This is a genomic window from Deinococcus peraridilitoris DSM 19664, assembly GCF_000317835.1.
GTDB classification, from domain to species: Bacteria; Deinococcota; Deinococci; order Deinococcales; family Deinococcaceae; genus Deinococcus_A; species Deinococcus_A peraridilitoris.
The window spans coordinates 3,083,085-3,101,628 of sequence record NC_019793.1; the positions used below are offsets into that span (position 1 = coordinate 3,083,085).

Annotated in this window: 18 protein-coding genes and 1 tRNA gene; 11 read left to right on the forward strand and 8 right to left on the reverse strand. The window is 62.5% G+C overall.

All coding sequences use genetic code 11. The features are described from left to right. The first annotated feature begins 31 nt into the window (after nucleotides 1-31). The 4 genes from DEIPE_RS15040 to DEIPE_RS15055 all read left to right on the forward strand — a co-directional run bounded on the left by DEIPE_RS15040 (nucleotide 32) and on the right by DEIPE_RS15055 (nucleotide 3,276). Nucleotides 32-718: a hypothetical protein gene (locus tag DEIPE_RS15040; RefSeq protein WP_015236825.1), complete on the forward strand. Its 687-nt coding sequence runs from the start codon at nucleotides 32-34 to the stop codon at nucleotides 716-718. A gap of 121 nt (nucleotides 719-839) precedes the next feature. After that, nucleotides 840-1,124, forward strand: a complete 285-nt coding sequence (locus DEIPE_RS15045; RefSeq protein WP_015236826.1) for a hypothetical protein — start codon at nucleotides 840-842, stop codon at nucleotides 1,122-1,124. Between the two features lie 64 nt (nucleotides 1,125-1,188). Continuing rightward, the gene (locus DEIPE_RS15050) at nucleotides 1,189-2,094 is read left to right on the forward strand and encodes an AEC family transporter (protein ID WP_015236827.1); all 906 of its coding nucleotides are present in this window, start codon (nucleotides 1,189-1,191) and stop codon (nucleotides 2,092-2,094) included. Nucleotides 2,095-2,262: 168 nt separating this feature from the next. Beyond that, complete coding sequence (locus DEIPE_RS15055; RefSeq protein WP_015236828.1) at nucleotides 2,263-3,276, forward strand: beta-ketoacyl-ACP synthase III; 1,014 nt, start codon at nucleotides 2,263-2,265, stop codon at nucleotides 3,274-3,276. Between the two features lie 275 nt (nucleotides 3,277-3,551). Here the strand turns inward: DEIPE_RS15055 and DEIPE_RS15060 are convergent, their stop codons facing one another. The 3 genes from DEIPE_RS15060 to DEIPE_RS15070 all read right to left on the reverse strand — a co-directional run bounded on the left by DEIPE_RS15060 (nucleotide 3,552) and on the right by DEIPE_RS15070 (nucleotide 5,154). Beyond that, entirely contained in the window at nucleotides 3,552-4,031 is a 480-nt protein-coding gene (locus DEIPE_RS15060) for a response regulator (protein ID WP_015236829.1), read from the reverse strand. A 248-nt stretch (nucleotides 4,032-4,279) separates the two neighbouring features. Beyond that, nucleotides 4,280-4,729, reverse strand: a complete 450-nt coding sequence (locus tag DEIPE_RS15065) for a response regulator (RefSeq protein ID WP_015236830.1) — start codon at nucleotides 4,727-4,729, stop codon at nucleotides 4,280-4,282. Between the two features lie 38 nt (nucleotides 4,730-4,767). Next, nucleotides 4,768-5,154, reverse strand: a complete 387-nt coding sequence (locus tag DEIPE_RS15070; protein WP_015236831.1) for a response regulator — start codon at nucleotides 5,152-5,154, stop codon at nucleotides 4,768-4,770. Between the two features lie 402 nt (nucleotides 5,155-5,556). Between DEIPE_RS15070 and DEIPE_RS15075 the strand changes: the two genes are divergently transcribed. Together DEIPE_RS15075 and DEIPE_RS15080 are read left to right on the forward strand one after the other, a co-directional pair. Beyond that, nucleotides 5,557-7,230 (forward strand): M14 family metallopeptidase, encoded by a 1,674-nt coding sequence (locus DEIPE_RS15075; protein ID WP_015236832.1) that lies wholly within the window; start codon nucleotides 5,557-5,559, stop codon nucleotides 7,228-7,230. Nucleotides 7,231-7,271: 41 nt separating this feature from the next. Further along, nucleotides 7,272-7,718, forward strand: coding sequence for a YchJ family protein (locus tag DEIPE_RS15080; RefSeq protein WP_015236833.1), 447 nt, complete (start codon nucleotides 7,272-7,274; stop codon nucleotides 7,716-7,718). Nucleotides 7,719-7,722: 4 nt separating this feature from the next. Here DEIPE_RS15080 and DEIPE_RS15085 read toward each other — a convergent pair whose 3' ends face one another. From DEIPE_RS15085 to DEIPE_RS15100, 4 genes are all read right to left on the reverse strand, one after another. Continuing rightward, on the reverse strand, nucleotides 7,723-8,109 hold the full coding sequence (locus DEIPE_RS15085; RefSeq protein WP_015236834.1) for a hypothetical protein: 387 nt from the start codon (nucleotides 8,107-8,109) through the stop codon (nucleotides 7,723-7,725). Between the two features lie 37 nt (nucleotides 8,110-8,146). Further along, the gene (locus DEIPE_RS15090; RefSeq protein WP_041230931.1) at nucleotides 8,147-10,309 is read right to left on the reverse strand and encodes a HelD family protein; all 2,163 of its coding nucleotides are present in this window, start codon (nucleotides 10,307-10,309) and stop codon (nucleotides 8,147-8,149) included. 61 nt (nucleotides 10,310-10,370) lie between these two features. Further along, nucleotides 10,371-10,829: a hypothetical protein gene (locus DEIPE_RS15095; protein ID WP_015236836.1), complete on the reverse strand. Its 459-nt coding sequence runs from the start codon at nucleotides 10,827-10,829 to the stop codon at nucleotides 10,371-10,373. Nucleotides 10,830-11,550: 721 nt separating this feature from the next. After that, the gene (locus DEIPE_RS15100) at nucleotides 11,551-11,916 is read right to left on the reverse strand and encodes a CHAP domain-containing protein (protein WP_052326720.1); all 366 of its coding nucleotides are present in this window, start codon (nucleotides 11,914-11,916) and stop codon (nucleotides 11,551-11,553) included. Nucleotides 11,917-11,925: 9 nt separating this feature from the next. Between DEIPE_RS15100 and DEIPE_RS15105 the strand changes: the two genes are divergently transcribed. Beyond that, the gene (locus tag DEIPE_RS15105) at nucleotides 11,926-13,026 is read left to right on the forward strand and encodes an IS4 family transposase (protein ID WP_015231360.1); all 1,101 of its coding nucleotides are present in this window, start codon (nucleotides 11,926-11,928) and stop codon (nucleotides 13,024-13,026) included. On the opposite strand, the gene DEIPE_RS24715 is transcribed toward DEIPE_RS15105, so the two are convergent. Beyond that, the gene (locus DEIPE_RS24715) at nucleotides 12,971-15,133 is read right to left on the reverse strand and encodes an eCIS core domain-containing protein (protein WP_015236838.1); all 2,163 of its coding nucleotides are present in this window, start codon (nucleotides 15,131-15,133) and stop codon (nucleotides 12,971-12,973) included. The genes DEIPE_RS15105 and DEIPE_RS24715 overlap by 56 nt on opposite strands. Before the next feature lie 41 nt (nucleotides 15,134-15,174). On the opposite strand from DEIPE_RS24715, the gene DEIPE_RS15120 reads away from it, so the two are divergent. The 4 genes from DEIPE_RS15120 to speA all read left to right on the forward strand — a co-directional run bounded on the left by DEIPE_RS15120 (nucleotide 15,175) and on the right by speA (nucleotide 18,518). After that, nucleotides 15,175-15,450: a hypothetical protein gene (locus DEIPE_RS15120; protein WP_015236839.1), complete on the forward strand. Its 276-nt coding sequence runs from the start codon at nucleotides 15,175-15,177 to the stop codon at nucleotides 15,448-15,450. A gap of 39 nt (nucleotides 15,451-15,489) precedes the next feature. Beyond that, nucleotides 15,490-15,762 carry a hypothetical protein gene (locus tag DEIPE_RS15125; protein ID WP_157448892.1) on the forward strand — a complete coding sequence of 91 codons (273 nt, stop codon included), beginning with the start codon at nucleotides 15,490-15,492 and terminating at the stop codon, nucleotides 15,760-15,762. Nucleotides 15,763-16,226: 464 nt separating this feature from the next. After that, nucleotides 16,227-16,302, forward strand: a tRNA-Asp gene (locus tag DEIPE_RS15130). A 311-nt stretch (nucleotides 16,303-16,613) separates the two neighbouring features. Further along, entirely contained in the window at nucleotides 16,614-18,518 is a 1,905-nt protein-coding gene (gene speA, locus DEIPE_RS15135) for a biosynthetic arginine decarboxylase (protein WP_015236841.1), read from the forward strand. The last annotated feature ends 26 nt before the right edge of the window (nucleotides 18,519-18,544 follow it).

An 18,544-nucleotide genomic window follows, 5' to 3' on the forward strand; every position in this document is an offset into this window, starting at 1 on the left:
GCCAGCGCCGGTTGTTCGCACAGAAGGCGTCATGCTGCTCTCGCTTGATTGGGATTACTGCTCCGGATCGCGCGAGCACGTTTTTGACGCGCCACTGTGGGGAACACCCGACCGTGAGCACGATCGTGAAGCGCGCTGGCGTGAGCGCGCCCGAAATCGTGATGCACAGGCTGCGGGCTGGGAAGCCCTGGACAAAGATTTTCTACTGTACGACGATGGTGAGGCGCTGCTCGCTTACCTGGGCGTGCCGACTTTTGTCGCCTGGAGCCACGCGCATGCCTGGAGCTGGCTGGAACGCTTTCCAGGTCGGGAGGTGCACAATTTCGACAGCCACCATGACCTCTTCAGCCTGAGCGGTGAAAAAGCGCGCCTGCGACCGGGGAACTGGGCAGGGCTGGCGCTGCGACAACAATTGGTTTCGCGTTACCGCTGTGTGTATCCTTGCTGGCATCAGGAAGTCCGGGTGGCCGAAGGCTACGATCTGGCCCGCACCCGGCGGGAGATCGAGGCAGTTCTGAGTGACGAAATCGTCGCTCGGATCGAGTTCGTGCGCGGCGTGGACTGGCCGCCGCCGCCGCAAGTCGAATCCCTGCTGCTGGTTCAGTCGCCATCCTGGACCAGCCCGGCACACGACGGCCGTTTCCTCGATCTGGCGCGTGCACTGCATGCCATGCCCCTCAGTGAACCGTACCTTCGGCCTTATACCAAGTTGAGTTGAAGACGGAGCGAAACAGTCAACGCCGAATGCAAGTTCGTAAAGGGCCATCAACGACCAGCAAAGCGTGAACGCGCCGGACACCCCGGGTGGATTACCATGGCGCACGAAGAGTGAGGTGAACATGGCGACCAGAAACGAAGTGCGTGAGCAGACCCGCCGGGCCCTGGAGGCCGGAGACGGGTACAGTGTTGAAGGACTCGATCATCTGCTCGACGGCTGGGAAGGTGCCTGGGTCAAGTGTTTCCCGGACCGCTCACCCGAGTCTTTTGACTCGACCGACGAGATCGAGCAGAGCGCGCGCACCGAGGAGCAGCAGCGTCACCTGGAGATCTCCGACGAGGACCGTCAGCAGCTCATTCGCTACTGGACCTATTACCATCAGCTTGCCATGATTGAAGGCCGCTGAGCCTGCCGGGGTAAATCTATGCCACCTCCCCGTTGAGGCAGGCCCGGAAGCGTATTCTCCCTGGGTGTTGTCCGCCCTCCTCAACGTGGTGATGCCGGCCGTGGTCGTGGCCGCCGTGGGCCTGATCGTCGCGCGGCAGATGCAGATCGACCGCCAGGCGCTTTCGAAGCTGGTGCTGTACGCCATGACCCCCGCCCTGGTTCTCGACACCCTGCTGCACACCACCGTCAACCTGACCGACGCTTCCCAACTGATCGTCGGTTACCTTGCCGGGGTCGCGGTGATGGGTGTACTGGCAGCCCTGTGTGCTGCGCGCTTCGAAGCGCGAACCCGCCGTTCGGTCGTGGCTGCGGTCGTGACGGGCAATAATGGCAACTTCGGCTTGCCGATCGCGCTGTTCGCTTTTGGTGAGACCGGACTGCAATTCGGGTTGATCATCTTCATCACCTCCGTCATGATGACCTTCACGCTCGGTCCGGCACTTTACGGCAGCAGTGCCGGCTTGCGCCAGGGACTGCGTGCGGTTACGCGGCTGCCAATTCTGTGGTGCGCGCTGTTCGCCCTGCTGATGCGAATTTTGCACCTGGAGTTACCGCTCGGGCTCGACCGCGGCGTTCACCTGCTCGCGCAGGCAACGCTCCCCATCATGCTGCTGGCGCTGGGTCTGCAGTTCGGCGCCAGCGGCTGGCCCAAAATCACCCGTCCGGTCGTGACGGCCACAGGGCTGCGCCTGCTGGCCGGTCCGGTGGTGGCTTTTGGCGTGGCCTTGCTGCTGGGTCTGCACAGTGCGCAATTGCAGGCGCTGGTGCTGGCTTCCTCGATGCCGACAGCCGTGAACGCTTTCATGCTGGCAGGTGAGTTTGGCGCCGACGTGGAAAGCGTGGCCAATACGGTGGCGCTCACCACCCTGGGCTCATTGCTCACGATCGCCGCGGTCGTCACTGCCCTGCCGCTCATTCCGGCGCCCTGACTTCTGCATCTTTGACAGACCAAGGTCGCCTCAAGGGAGACTGACCGTTTCTGAATCCGATTGCCGGACGACGCTCAACCAATCAGGCCCTGAGGGCATTATCCTGAGACGCTTGGCGACTCAGTTCGCCGCAGTGGGCAGTGGTCAGTCACTGCAAAAGGAGTTCTCTTGTCCATTGGAATCACGGCGCTCGGAGCATATTTGCCTGCACGGGCCCTGCACAACACGGAGCTTGAACAACACCTCGACACCAACCACGACTGGATCGTGCAGCGCACGGGAATTCACCAGCGCCACCTGGCCGCCGAGGGTCAGAGCAGCTCGGCACTCGCCATTCAAGCAGTCGCGGATTTGCTGCGCCGCTGTGGGGAACGGACGCTGGAAGGCGTCGGAATGGTCATCGTGGCGACGGGCACTCCCGACGAGCAGGGGGGCGGCACGGCCCTGGCCGTCAGTCGGCATTTCGGTTTGTCGGCAGGTGCCTTCGACCTGTCAGCCGCGTGTTCCGGCTGGGTCTATGGCCTCAGCGTGGCGCAGGGTTACATTCGCGCCGGTATCTGTCAGAAGGTGTTGGTGATCGGCGCGGAGGTGTTCAGTCGCATCGTGGACTGGCAGGACCGTACCTCGGCGATCCTGTTCGGAGACGGCGCCAGCGCAGCGGTCGTGGAGCGCGTCGGGGAAGGCTTTGGCTTTCTGGCCTCCACCCGCGGCACCGACGGTCTGGGGGGAAAGTTTCTGCACGCCAGCGCGCTCGCTTCGTGTCTGCCCGACGGCACCCTGATGCGCGACAAGATCACCATGGACGGCAAGGAAGTGTACAAGTTCGCCGTGCGGACGATTGTCGCCAGCGCCCGCGAAACGGTCCGTCAGGCTGGCGTGTCCTGGGACGACATTGCCCTGCTGGTGCCGCACCAGGCCAACGCGCGCATCATCGAAGCAGCCCGCGAACAGCTGGGTCTGGCGCGCGAAAAAGTTGTGGTTACGGTGGACCAGCACGCCAATACCTCGGCGGCCAGCGTGGGACTCGCCCTCACGAACGCGCTGGATGCCGGGCGCCTGCACCGCGGTGATCACGTGCTGCTGGTGTCCTTCGGAGCGGGTCTGAACTGGGCGGCGACCCTGCTGCGCTGGAGTGGGGTACTCGAGTCATCGGGCACGCCACGAACCCTGCAGGCGATCTGAGCGCCCGAACACGGCGGGCCGCCGGCAAGCATGAAGTCTTCCAGCGGTCCTCGTGATCTTTCTTACCCGCCAGGCAGTTACACCAGGGCATGACCTCCCGACCCGACGAACAAAGCAGCCCAGCCCATGAGGAGAACCACCAGCCGACCCCGGCTCCTGCCCCCGGCCCGGTTTCCGTGCCCGCTCAGCCCACCATACGCCCGGCCCGGTCCCCCACGGGTGAACCCCTGGAAAGCGAAAAGGGACCGATCTTCGAGGACTGACCCGCCTGGCGTTCAGCGTTGGTTGCGGTTCGGTGGAGGAGCGGGTGGCGGCAGCAGGACGACGCGCAGGTAAAATTCCGCCAACTGCCGCAGCACGGTCATAAAGCCCTCCGCGTTCCCCGGCTTGACGATGTAGGCGTTGGCATGCAGGTGATAACTGCTCCAGATGTCTTTCTCGGCGGGTGAGCCCGTCAGTACCAGCACCGGAATGGTGTTGAGCTGTCGGTCATCCTTCAGCCGCCGGAGGACGTCGAAGCCGCTTTGTTGAGGCAGGCGCAGATCGAGAATAACGAGACCGGGCCGGGGATTGGGCCCGGCAGGGCCCAGGTCGCTCAGATACGTCAGGGCCCCTTCTGCATGGTCAACGCGGTGCACCTCGTGCGGCACGTTGATCTGCCGGAAGACTTCGCAGGCCAACTCCGCATCGTTAAGGTCATCCTCTACCAGCAGGATATGGACGGGTGGGGCAGGTGCGGCGCCGGATTCGAGCATAAAAGTGAAGTCCTTCGAGCGTCATGCAAGGCCAGCCTGCACTGACGGACACCCAGGGCAATCGCTGTACTTTATCGCCACTCCCAGACCGAAATATGACCGAAACGTGGTCACATCTTGAAAATTCAAAAACTGCTCAACGCACCCGCAGGGTCAGAAATGCCCGGAGGTCGGCCGTTCCCAGCTTGCCTGCGGGCTTGTGCCGTATGGCTGCCTTGCGGCGCTCGTGTCGATGCAGATCTCTCCGATCAGGCACCGGGCGGCCGTTCTGGGGGGAGGGTGGCCACCGCGCGCCAGAACACGCTGAGGTGGCGCATGTTCTCCACGAACTGTTCCAGGGAGGTCGGCTTGTTCATGTAGGCGTTGGCATAACGGTGGTAGCTCTCCCACACGTCACCTTCAGCGCTGGAGGTGGTCAGCACGATCACCGGAATGCTGCGCCATTCCGGGTGCACCTTGATTTCGCGCAGAAACTCCAGACCACCCATGCGGGGCATGTTCAGGTCGAGCAGGATCAGATCGGGCCGGGGACAGTCCGGCCGGACACCCTGCTGACCCAGATAACCGAGGGCGTCGATCCCGTCGCGGGCAATGTGCAGCCGGTGGGGCACATCGAGTTCCATGAACGCCATCTCGGCGAGCAGAATATCGGCCTCGCTGTCCTCGACCAGCAGAATTTCAAGGGTGGTTTGGGACATGCCGTACCTCCGCTGCACAAATCGGTGAGGTGAACAAGTCAGTCATCGTTTGCCTGACCCTGCGCCTGCCGCCAGACGGCCAGCGCCTCGACAGGATCGACCGGCTTGGTCAGGAACGCGTCGGGGCGCATGCCCTGGTCACGCCACCAGGCCATTTCGTTCGACGAACCGAGCAGGGCAATGGCGACCGTATCCTGGAAGGTCGGGTGGGAACGTAAGTGTTCGAGCACGTCGAAGCCGTTCATTCCCGGCAGATTCAGATCGAGCAGGACCACGTCAGGCCGGTCGTTGCGTTCCAGAAACGCCAGGGCGGCTTCACCACTGTCGACACAGTGCAGACGGCATTGTTCGCCGAGTGCCGCAAACGATTCCTGAGTGATGTACGCGTCGGCCCAGTTGTCTTCTACAAGGAGGATGTTCAGCATGGTTCAGGGCTCATAATGGCGTTCCAATTCCGGCACTCAGAATACGTGTCTCGCTGAGCGGGTGGGTGAGGCGTCCACGGGCGAGGAGAGCGTCAAATCAATCACAGCGGCAGGTACTGATACCAGGACCTTGGAAGGCGGCGCGGTCCTGCGGGGTAATCAGTACTGAAACGCCGACTTCTGCCTGGTGCGCTTATTCTAGGATCAGTTGACCTCCTGCCCGGCTTCATCAGACGTTCGTCTTTTGCTCTTTGCTGAAACCATGATGTCTGATGACACGATGCCAGAAGATTTCCAGAAGAATCAACCTGCACCGGGCAACACCGCCGGGCACAAGGTGCGTCGCTCGGCAAAGAGAAGCTGTGAGTATACTGCGTGCACTTCCAACTCGCAGGAGAACGCATGGCACACCTCGAACCCGGCCATTTTCACTTGTACGACGAACTGACCCGCTACCTGCAGATGGTCGCTGCAGAGTACCCGCACCTCACGCGGCTGCGGTCCATCGGCAAGAGTTATCAGGGGCGCGACATCTGGGTAATGGCCCTCACGCAGGAAAACACTGGCCCGGCCGAGGAGAAGCCGGGTTACTGGATTGACGCCAACATTCACGCAGGTGAAGTGACGGGCGGTGCCACCTGTCTTTACACCATTCAGTACCTTGTCACCCGCTACGGCGCGGACGATCAGGTCACGCGGCTGCTCGACGCTCACGCGCTGTACATCGCGCCGCGCCTGACGCCCGACGGAACCGAACACTACCTCACCACCCCCGACATTCCCCGCTCCAGTGTGCGGCTCTACCCCTTTGCCGACGAGCGCGGCGGCCTTTCACCCGAAGACATCGACGGAAACGGTCTGATCCTGGAGATGCGTGTCCGCGACCCCAAGGGGGCCTGGAAGGTCAGCGAACACGATTCACGCCTGATGCGTCCTCGTGAATTTCACGAGCAGGGTGGCGTGTATTACCACCGTTTCGTGGAGGGCCGCGTGCGGGACTTCAACGGTTACACGATGCGCGACGCACCGCCCCGGTTCGGGCTGGACCTCAACCGCAACTTTCCGCACGGCTGGGCGCCCGAAGGGACCCAGAAGGGCGCGGGCCCCTTTCCGGTGTCAGAACCCGAAACCCGCGCGGTCGCCGATTTTTTCGCGCGGCACAAGAACATCAACGGCGTGCAGTCCTATCACACCTTCTCCGGAGTGATTCTGCGTCCCTACGCCGCGCAGGGCGACGATGCCTTCCCGACGCACGACCTCACCGTGTATAAACGGCTGGGGCAACGCGGCACCGACCTCACGGGCTACCCCAACACTTCAGTCTTTCACGGCTTTCGCTATGATCCCAAAAGCGTGCTGTCAGGCGGATTCTTCGACTGGCTGTACGATCACCTGGGCGTCATCGCTTTTGCCAATGAACTGTGGGACGTGATCGGTGAAGCGGGCGTCAAGGAGCGCGATTTTATCGGCTGGTTCCGCGAGCACCCCGAAGAAGACGATCTGAAACTGCTGGCCTTCAATGACCAGCACGAACTGGGAGGCTTTCATTCCTGGACGCCCTTTTCGCATCCTGAACTCGGTGAAGTCGAGATTGGCGGCTGGGATTACAAGCGCTTCTGGCAAAACGCGCCCGAGAAGTTCCTGCCGGACATCGCTCACAAGAACATGCTCTTCACGCTGGAGCATGCCGAGGCGTCCCCACGCCTGAACATCCGGCGTTTCGAGGCGCTGCCGATCGCCTCGGGTGTCTACCGGGTCGTGGCGGTGCTGGAAAACCTGGGTTATCTGCCCACCTACACTTCCGCCAAGGCGCGCGAACGGCAGGTTGTGGAGCCGATCCGTGTGACGTTGAATGTTCCGGCGGAGGCGCAGCTTGTGTCCGGCGAGCGCACGCAGGACGCCGGGCACCTGGAGGGCCGCTCGGGCAGCGGTGCAAATTGGATTGGCGCGGGCGGCGCGACTGGACAGGAAGTCAAACTGGAATGGGTGGTGCAGGCGAACGACGGGTGTGCGGTGCAGTTGACGGCAGTGGCCCAGCGCGCCGGCACGGTTCGTGCGGCCTTGATGCTGCAATAAGCACGCTCGCACTCCCGGACACGTGACCTGACAGGAGCTGGTTGCGTGCCCGGCGTCTGAACGGCTATCACAAGATGATGCCCACCCCTGACGACTACCCCGCCTTCAAACCCTGCCGTTGCGGCTCGTCACGTTCCTATCAGGCGTGCTGCCAACCGTACCTGCAAGGACGCTTGCCAGCACCCACGGCCGAGGCGCTCATGCGCTCGCGTTATACGGCCTACACCCTCAAGCTCGAAGGCTACCTGCTTGCAACCTGGCACCCCGGCACCCGCCCCGAACGGCTCGACCTGCAGCACGACGAGACGCGCTGGCAGGGCCTGACCGTCAAAAATGCCGAGGCGGGCAGGGAAAGCGACGCGCGCGGCCGTGTGGAATTTGTTGCCCGTTACGTCAACCGGGGAGAAAGAAGCACCGTGCACGAGAAAAGCAACTTCGCAAAGGAGGACGGACGCTGGTTTTACGTGGACGGCGTCATGCTCAGTTGAGAATTCAAGGCTTTTTCCGGAGTTCACGCAGGCGCTGCTCGAACTTCGAGGCCGCCTTGCGTTCACGCCGCATGATGTGATGCTCGCCGCCCGCGCGCGTATCCGCAGCAATGCGGGGTGCCCGCCAGCGCAACATCACCACCATCATCTCGCCGCGCTCAGGCAAAGGCAGCGGCGACTCCACCGGATCAAAGACCACCGTCACCTGATCGAGCGCGCGCCCGTGCAGACCACGCACGGTCACCAGCGGCCACTCGTCGGGCGTCAGTTCCCGCACATCGGCGCCGTTCAGGGCGTCCCGCGTGGAAGCGAGCATGACGCGCGGCAGCGCGGTACCTTCGGGGACCAGAAAGGCGATGACCTCGTCGAGGGTTTTGTGCAGGCGCAGCATCAGCGCCTCCCAAAGAAAAGCGGGTGGTGCGGGCGCTTCACGCGCCCACCACCTGTGGACGCAGCAGCGGGTGCAGCTCCCCGTCCGGAATCAGCCACAGGGCGTGCATGCCACGCGTCACGGCGACGTACAGCAGGCGGGTTTCGTACTCGACATCACCCGGGTAACTGCTTTCGTCGGCGCCCACCACAATCGCCGCGTCGAATTCCAGGCCCTTGGTCAGGTTGGCGGGCATCACGACCACGCCGCCCCCGTAGACCTTGTGTTGCGTATCGATGACCTGCGCGTGCACGTCGCGCTCGCCCAGCGCCCGCGCGAGCGCCTCGGCATGCCGACCGTGACGCAGAATCACCCCCACGTTGGCAAAGCCCGACTTCAGCGCGTCCTGCACGGCAGCCGCGGCGCGGTCGGCCCCACTGCCCCGGATCAGCACGCTCACCTGCTGACCGTCACGGGGCACCGCGACCGCTTCCAGCGCTTCGTCGCGCGCGAAAGAGCGCGCGACCTGCGACGCCAGCCCCACGATCTGCCGGGTCGAGCGGTACGTGCGCTGCAGGTGATGCACCTGGTCATCGGGGGAGGTGCGCAGCTGTTCGAGCGCCTCGGTCCAGAACGAGATGGCCCGGTAGCCGTGAATTCCCTGATTGATGTCGCCCGCGACCGTGATGCTGCCCGCCTGCGCCGCGTCGGACAGCAGCCGGTAGAGCAGCGGGCTCAGATCCTGTCCCTCGTCGACCAGGATGTGATCGTAGGGCCGCGCGCCCGAGGCACTTTTGCGCCCGAAGCCCTCGGTGATGGCCTTCACGGCGAGCATCAGGGGCAGCTCCAGGGTGTCCACACTGCCGGTTCGCGCGCTGGGCAGGTAAGCGGCCGGGTCCGGGGTGAGCAGGGCCTTGACGCGCGCCTCACTGAGAATGCCACGCGCCGCAGCAGCGAGTTCGCCCGGCTCACGCAGCAGGCGGCGCACCTCGGTGATGGGGGAGGCCGCCCGAAAGGCCCGCCCCATCAACTTGGCGGCGTCGTACTCCAGCTGGCTTTTCGCCGCGCGGTAGGCGCCGTCGCTGACCCCGAGCGCTTCGAGGTCCTGCCAGCCGCGCTCCACCAGGCGCCGCACGAACGCTTCACGCAGACCGCTCAGCAGCGACCGCGGCGCAATGTCATCCAGGATTTCGCTCAGTGCAGGCCCGTCGAGGCCGACGGTGTACTCCTCGAAGTTCACGGTGACGCTCGATTCGAAGCGTTCGCTCCCGAGGCTCTCGCGGTAGCGCCGCACGATGCCGGCGCGCAGCACGTCCAGCATGCGCGCGTCGCCCAGGGCCTTGGCGCGCAGCCAGGCGCGCCGTTTCAACTCACGCTCGGCGGTGCCCAGCAGCAGCGTGAGGGTCTTGTCGGTCACCTCGACGTTCAGGCGCAGCTGTTCGGCCATCCAGTCTTCCGGGGTGACGACCTGCACGCCCTCGATGCGCAGATCTGGCAGCACCCGCCGGGCGTATCCGGCCAGCACGCGGTTCGGGACCAATACCAGCGTGTTGCGCGGATCGAGGGCGCCTTCCTGACGGCCATCGAACGCCAGAAAGGCGATGCGGTGAAACAGCAGCGAGGTCTTGCCGCTGCCCGCCGGGCCCTGAATGACCAGCGGCCGGTGCCCGGGATGACGGATCAGGGCGTCCTGCTCGGGCTGAATGGTACTGACGATATCGCGCATGCCACCCGTGGCCCCCTCGCCCAGGCGTTGCAGCAGCACATCCTCTCGCGCCGAGACCTCGTTTACCCCTTCGCGCGCGTAAAGGTCGGTGACACGCACCAGCTCGCGCTTTTTGATGTCGAGCTGCCGTTTGAGGTGCACCTCGCCCTTTTTCCAGCGGGTATCCTGAGTGTAGAACAGCTGCCCGACCGGGCTGCGCCAGTCGCTGACGGTGTAGCGGCCCGCTTTGTCGTAGTACGGGTAGCGGCCCAGGTACAGCTTGCTGGTCTTGCCGCCCGCGCGCACCACCATTGCGCCGAAGTACGGCGCGTCCACGTGAACCGAGAGCTGCTGCGCCTCGGCCTCATTGTCGAGCCGCTGCACAAAGGCGGTGTCCTCGTCGGCGCCCACGTCCGCGAGACCGTCTTCCAGCTCCAGGATGCGCCTGACCATACTGTCCAGCGTGCCCGCCAGATGTTGCTCTTCAGAAGGAAAGTCGGGGTGCCGGGAACTCACCGCACGAGTCTAGCGGCAAGGCGGGCGGCACAATGGACCATGCGCACCGCCCGGCGTCGGCTCAGGGCGACACCCAGTGCTGCAGGTCCGGTTCGTAGAGCATGGCGTAGGGCCTGGAGATCAGCGACAGCCGCCCCGGTTCCCGCAGGGCCAGGCTGCCCGCCAGGGGCCCGTCTTCCAGTGCGAAGACCTCGCCACCCCCGGCAGTGCCCAGCGACCGCACGCGTCCCTTGCCCGCCAGGTCTGCCAGGGAAAGGCCGCTTTGCAGCAGATCGAGACGCCACAGGATGGTTCGCTGCTCGGTGTCGTACGTAACCCGCACTTCTCGTGCGGCGATGGGTGGCGTGGTCGTCCAGATGGTCCGGCGCTGCAGCGTTCCCCGCAGGCGCTCGCGCGAGTCTGCCTGTCGGTCGAAGCTGCCCGCTACGGTCAGCATCACTGTCTGAGGAATCGAGTTCGCCCGCTTACCGCAGGCAGAAAGCGTCAGGATCAGCAGCAGCAGGAAGGCGAGGCGCGGCACGCCTCAGGTTACGCGCAAAGACCGTATCAGAAAAGGACAGATGGACCGCTGGATCTTCAAGGAGTGAACTGTTTGGCAGGCTTGAAGTCAACAGATCTGGAAATAACCAGAACGGGCGCTACCCGGTAAAACTTGTCGTGCCTTGGAAACATCCCTGGGTATTCGGAGCCAGGGTATATAGCACAGTAGACGACGTACGACTGACTTTTTTTGGAACTGCTAACAAATGTGCCGGTCGTCAAAATTTTGAATTGGTTATCTCGATCGAGGAAACGATAGCATTTGTCATTCATGTCATCTCCTCTGTGAGGGTGCATCTGATAATTTTTTCCGATAAATAAGTTTAGCAACTCTGTCGAAAATTGACTGTCGACATAGCTGATAATCTGAGTTTGATCATAATATTCATTAAATTCGACATAGACTTGCTCTATATCATTCCGCTTGTCGCGTAATATCGTGATTCGTGCTTGGTTTCCCGAAGGATTAGAGCTGGCAATGTGTGGTGGATATCTATAGCGGACTTCAAAAGTCTGATAGCTTCTAGATTGGCCATCGACGATACTTATGTAGCTCGATTTTTCCTCGACCTTGCATCTGTGCTTAATACATAGTGGCGTCTTGAGCATAGAGGCGTTGGTACCAAATATGTATCGGGGGATGTTGGAAGCGGATGAAAATGGGGTGGCAACCAGTAAAAGCATGAGCAGTCGGCGGAACATTATTTTCTCCTCAGCCAACCGAGAATAGTCGCGTAATCCGAATTGATTTGATACGTCGATCCAATGCTTCTCGAAAAATTGAACGTTTGAGTGAACGCGGCGTCCACATTTTGCTGCGCAATGATGATGCCCTTGTCCGTCGCCCCTATCACAATCGCAACGTGGCCCGATTGCTGATTAATACTGTGGGGAGCAAACACAATCAAGTCATGGATTTCAGGGCGGCGGGATCCCCCATTCTTGTATTGCACCAAACGCCGTTCACTATTTAACTCACCATCGGCAACCTCAGTACCCCACAACTCGGAGTGGGTAACGTCCAGAAGGGCGATTTGATCGCGGCATAAACGCAAAAAGAGCGGCATCAAGGGAGTGTGTCGCTCCAAGAAGCCGCTCTGACTGATCCTACCAAGCTCGGCGAGGTGTTCAAACACCATTTGCCCTTTCTGCGCCGAGACACCCTGCAACGCCTCGCCGACGTCGTCACCGCTCTGATCCAAGCGCGTTCGACCAAGCACGCTCGGCTCGCACTTCATCTGCCCGGACACGCCAGCAGTTCAGTCAAGCTGCGCCGCGTCGAGCGCTGCCTACACGACCCTCAGCTCGATCAGGACGTTTTTTTGAAGCTGCTCTTGCCGCTCCTCCCTGATGACAAGCTCGTCATGACGATGGACCGTACGAACTGGGAGTACGGCGAAGCCGACTTGAACGTCCTTGTGCTCGGCGTGGTGCTTGAAGGCTTCACATTACCGCTGGTGTGGACGGCCCTGCCCCATGGGGGCAGCAGCGACACCAGGACACGCGAGCGTCTGGTCGCTCGACTGCTGAAGGTGCTGCCTGCGAAGCAATGGCGCGTTCTGGTCGCTGATCGAGAGTTCGTGGGGCGGGAGTGGTTTGCCTTTCTCAGGCGTCGGGGTGTGAAACGCTGTTTGCGCATTCGAGGCGACAGCCGCGTGGATGATTTGCGGCTCGATGAGGGATGGGCGTACGTCGAGCCGGGACAGGTGGTCGGCCTGCTGGAGAAAGCCAATATCTACGGTCAGGTCATGCAACTGGTGGTGACGCGCACGCCCGAGGGTGAACTGCTCGCCCTGGCCACCGACCTGAAAATCGACGAGACCAGAGGCGTGTACCACTTGAGGTGGTCGGTAGAAAGCACCTTCAGCGCGCAGAAATCGAGGGGGTTCGACCTTGAGGCGAGTGCGATGACCAAACCCGCTCGGTTGGAGCGGCTGGTCGGCGTAGTGACGCTGGCGATGGCTTGGTGCTTGCGGATCGGTACATGGTGCCACGAGCAGCGGCCCATCAAGCGCAAAAAGCACGGACGCCGGGCGGTGAGTCTCGTCAAGTACGGCTTGGAACGCCTTGCTGCCGCTTTGCGCTGGGGAACGAGTGATCGAACCATCCTCCTGAGCCTCGTCATGCAACCTTTTCCCGCTCCAATACAGCACTCAGCTCAAGATGTGGGGTACTGAGATCGGCAACATGTGGGCTGAAGTAGCTGTGCGCATGGCCCTTGGTGGTAAATGCGTGGCCAAATCGATCGTAGTAGTAGCGGCGCACGAACTCCACGCACTGCCATTTAAGCCCGTAGTCGTATGCTTTGCCATCGGTTGAGTAGTGTCGACCCTTTTCGCCGGTATCCCGGGCATTGAAGAAGGCCTTAACGCCGTTCACCTCTCCAATTTCTGTGCCCCACGCGGCCATCCCACGCGTGACCAGTTCTCGTTGTTGGTCATGCGGGAGGTCCTGAACATCGGGGGTTTTATCCGGTTTCTTCTCGGGGTTCAGCTGGCCCAACAGATGGTTGGCGCTGTTTGCCAAGGACTCAGCTGCGTCCTGTCCATTGACTGTTTGCCGTGCCCCCTTAAAGTCCTGGCGATTTTCACTGCTCGAAATATACATGCCGAGCTTTTTTCCTGTGAACGTGCCGTCGTGCATGCCCTCGACCAGAATTTTTGCGGCCAGAACCTTGTTCGTAGCAACCAGTTCGGGCTGCTGGACCAGGTCGGGAAATTTGCCATCAATTTTAAACCCGTCGTTTTTCAGGCGTGTGGTCCATTTGACATAGTTGGCCCGGCCCGTGAGCTGCACGAATCCTCGCCCTCGGTAGCGGTAACCGTCTCCGGGACGAGAATTGCCCAACTCGTTGACCCCTATTCTCGTCGTGTGCCCATATTTCGCCTCGAAGTACTGCTCTTCAGTTAATTTTGTCCGAGCAAGAGTCTTGGCGGGCGGCCGTTCCACCATCCAGCCGTCCATGCCCATGAACGTTTCCCAGCCGGCGGTCACGAGGATGTAGGCAATTTGGGCAGGGTCGGTCACACCCGCGTTGCGGCAGGCATCGAGAATCAAGGGAACGTGACGCTCGGCGTCCTGCGTGCGGATCGTTTTGGGCGCTCTGGTCATGGCCTCTGGGAGGGCAGCGATCACCTTGGCCTGCAGGCCGTCGGGAAGAGCTGGCTTCCTGTTTTCACGCTCAGGTGCGCCGCCCTCCTGTAGCGTGAGCTTCCATGCCTTCTTGCCGTCTGTCCAGCTTCCGGAAAAAGTTTTACCTTTTGTGTCCAGCTGCCCGGTCACCGTGCGTGTCTGGCCCCGGAATTTTCCGCTGACGTAGGTTGCCGTGACGATCAGTTCGCTGCCTTCCTGTTTGCCCTCGCAGCTGCCCGCTCCCACAGTCCCCAACTCGAACGTGCCGCTCACGGTGCCGCCGTCCTGCTTGAGGTCGAGGCGCAGAGTGCTGTCGGCGAGAGTTCCCCCATACAGGCGCGCCCATTTCGGCGCCGGCGTGCGGGGCTTGTGCGGTTCGGTCCTGGGCACTGCAGGGTTCTGGTGGACGGTTTTCAGGGTGAAACTGAAGTCGAACGAGCGCTGCGACTTCGCGGAAGTCCACTGTCCCACCAGAAATTCGCCCCGCTCACCCTTGAATTCGCCCTGAAACGCTCCGGTGATCTTTTTGTGCTCGTCACGTTCGGTGAAATGCACAAACTTGCGCCCGCCGTCCAGATTGACCGTACCCTCCAGGGTGAGCCAGCCTTCCTGCCGGGCGTACCGGTAGCGTCCGTGAAGCTTGTCTCCAGTGCGGCGCAGCGACACCGTGACGCTTTTGCCCGCCAGCGTTCCCGTGAAGTCGCGGTGCCACGCGGGGAGCTTTTTATGGGCAGAGCTGGGCGCGTTCGGGTCCCGCTGGCGTTGCAACGGCGCTGAGGGTGCAAGGTTGGCATGTCCTGACGAACGCTGCGCGGCCCGACTGTCCATTGGCCCCAGTGCTGCCCTCTCTACCAACCGGGTGCCCGCTTCTTGGGCTTCGCGTTCCAGCCCGGCGTCGGGATCGAGGCCTGATCCCCGCACCCGGCCCGAGAGCTGCTGAACTACATGGGTGACTTCGTGACCCAGCAGTTCCAGACCACTCCTGCTGTTGGGATCGTATTGTCCCTGCTGAAAAAAGATGTCAGCGCCGTTCGTGGCCGCCAGTGCGCCAATGCTCTTGGCAAAGGCGTGCGCGGCACTTCCGGTGTGGACGCGGACGCGCGCCAGGTACTCCGGGGCGATGTGCAGGCGCTGTTCGAGCTGGCGGCGCACCGCGTCGGGCAGGGGCTGGCCACCCCCCGCATGATCTGGAGTTGCCTCATCAGGTCCGCCTCACCCGCTTCCTGGAATGCCTGCCGCTGAACCTGGGGCCAGAGTTCTGCTTTTCTTTCGGCCATGTGCTGCGCGAACTGCGCCTGATCAGCGAGCCGGTCCTGGGCAGCCCTGCGCTCAAGGGCGCGTCCCTCATCGACGAGGCGCTGCAGCTGCAGCGCGTCACCGGGACGGTAGGAGCGCAGAATCCCGAGGCTCGCCTGTGTGACGGCGTTCTGGTCGCTCGGGTGCGAAATCTGCTGCAGGGCTTCGTGTAAATGGTCGGGCCGACCCTGAGCGCCCAGCGCACGGTAGCGTTGGACGAGGCCCACGGTGGCGCGGCGGAGCAGATCGATTTCGGCCTGCGTGTCATAGGGATGGCCGTGAGAGGCGCGCTGGCATTGCAACTGCTGGCTGAACTGCTGCACGTACCCACTCAGCTGCGGGTGCGCCCGGTTCGTTGCCGCGTCGCGCTGGGCAGCCCCGCGATGCATCCGGGGCTCCGGGCACCGCGCCAATTCCCGTGCCAGCTCGGCCTGGCGAAGCGAGAGAAGTTCTTCGCCGCGCTTCTGGGCGTACAGCTGCCGTAGGTGCAGCGCCTCCAGGGCAGGCCGAGCAAACTCGACGGTGCGCAACTGCGGGCAAAAGGCCTGCAGGTTCGCCGTATATGCCTGACGACGCTGCAGCAAAGACAACATGGCGGGTGTAAGGCTCTGCCGCAGTGTGGATGAGCCCACCTGCAGACCCTGAGCCCCTGTCAGGCCGCCCTCGGTGTCCGCTTCGCGCGGTCGCATGAAACCCATGCCGCGATGCTAGCCGCTCGGGGAGTCGTACGCGCGCGAATTTGCCGTCTTCGGGAAATGCCCTCTGCGCTAGGCGAGCCAGGCATGACATCAGGCCGCGGCGCGGCAAAACCCGTCCTTGGCCCGCCCTTTTCGTCCCAGCCGGGCTGCACCGCATTTTTGGTTGTCCTGATCGGCTTGACAAGCCCTGGGGGCGCCGCTACACTTGAGCACGCTGATTGAGAAGCCCGAGGGGGCCGATCACGCGGAGTGGTCCGGTAGTGTAGCGGTTAGCATATCTGCCTGTCACGCAGAAGGTCGCGGGTTCAAATCCCGTCCGGACCGCCACAGCGCGCCCGCACGGCGCAGCAGACGAGGACGAGTGAACGCTCGTCCTCGTCTGCCTTTGTCCTGACATGTTCGCCCGACCGACGTTTTATGCGCTTTGTTCCTGGCTGACGGTCTGTGCACGCTGGCGCGCTATGATTTGCCTTGGTCTCGACTTCGGCCCAGCTGTGTGACGTCGGTGCGCGAGGGGCCAATTCCCGGGGAGCGTGAGCCCCCGTTCCGGCAGCTCCTATTGTATTTGATGGCGGTTTCGTCAGATGACAGGGCCCACGAAAACAGCACCACCCAATCACCACCGGAGGACGCCTGAGTTGAACACCACCCGTTTTACCCCCGCCGACGCTGCCGAGCTGTACGGAATTCCCAACTGGAGCAGCGGCTATTTCCGGGTTTCGGACAAGGGGAAAGTCGAGGTCACGCCCGCGCCCGGCCTCAGCGCAACGCTGCACGACATCATCGACGAACTTGTCGAGCGTGGCGAGTCGATGCCGATGATTCTGCGTTTTCCGCAGGTGATCTCGGCACGTGTCAAGCAGCTCAACGAGGCCTTCCGTACGGCCATCCGGGAATACGAGTACGAGGGAAGCTACCAGGGTGTGTTTCCCATCAAGGTCAATCAGCGCCGCATGGTCGTCGAGACCATCGCCGAAGCCGGATACGTTTACGCGCACGGTCTCGAGGCGGGGAGCAAGGCGGAGCTTGCCTTGTGCCTCGCGCAGAACATGAATCCTGAGGCGCTGCTGTGTTGCAACGGCTTCAAGGACGACGGCTTCATCAAGCTGGCGTTGTGGGGCCGCTCGCTCGGCAAGAATGTCGTCATCACCCTCGAGAAGTTCTCGGAACTCGACCGGGTGCTGCGCATCTCGCGTGAGCTGGGCATCAAGCCCGCGCTGGGCGCGCGGTTCAAGCTGCACGCGCGTGGCAGCGGTCAGTGGGAGGAGTCGGGCGGTGACCAGGCCAAGTTCGGCCTGAACGCCAGCGAGCTGCTGCAGGTCGTGGAGCGCCTCAAGCAGGAGGACATGCTCGACAGCCTGGTGATGCTGCACACCCACATCGGCAGCCAGATCACCGACATCCGCCGCATCAAGGTGGCCGTGCGTGAAGCGACGCAGGTGTACAGCGACATCGTGGATGAGGGAGTGAAGCTCAAGTACCTCAACGTGGGCGGTGGCCTGGGCGTCGATTACGACGGCTCCAAGACGACCTTTTATGCCAGCATGAACTACACCCTGCAGGAGTACGCTTCGGACATCGTGTACACCGTGCAGGAGGTGTGCAAGTCCAACCAGGTCGCTTCGCCCGTCATCGTCAGCGAGTCGGGCCGGGCGCTGACCGCGCACCACGCGGTGCTGATCATGCCGGTGATCGACGTGACCGGCCCCACGCGCGGCTCGCAGATCGTGCCCGAACCCAGTGAGGACCAGCACCAGATCGTCAAGGACCTCGAAGAGATCCTGGCGGGCATCAACGCGCGCAATTACCGCGAGATGTACAACGACGCGGTGGGTGACAAGGAAACCCTGCACAACCTCTTTGACCTGGGCTACCTGACGCTGCGCGACCGCGCGCGCGGAGAGGCGCTCTTCAACGCCATCCTCAAGAAGCTCGCGAAGCTGGTGCAGGACCTGCCTTACGTGCCCGACGAACTCGAGGACCTGCCCAAAACGCTCGCCGACAAGTACATCTGCAACTTCAGCCTGTTCCAGAGCCTGCCGGACAACTGGGCCATTCAGGCGCTCTTTCCGATCACGCCGATTTCGCGTCTCAACGAGCGTCCTACCCGCCAGGCGACCCTGGTGGACATCACCTGTGACAGCGACGGCAAGATCGAGAAATTCATCGATCTGCGTGACGTGAAGGCCACCTTGCCGCTGCACGAGGTGAGCGGTGACACCTACTATCTGGGCATTTTCCTGATGGGCGCCTATCAGGACGTGCTGGGCAGCGCGCACAACCTGTTCGGCAAGGTCAACGAAGCGCACCTCACGGTGCGTCCCGGCGGCAAGCACACCATTGACCTTTTCGTGCGCGGGCAGAAGGCGCGGCGCATCATCGAGTCGATGGGCTACGAGGAAGCCATGCTGCGCGAAAGCATCCGCGTGCAGGCCGAGCGGGCCCGCGCGGTGGGTGAACTCACCGACGCCGACATCACCGAACTCGAAGAGGACTACGACGAGGAACTGCTGGGGTACACCTACCTGGAGTACGAGGAGTAAAAGAGGTGCGTCCTGGAGAAGCGGGC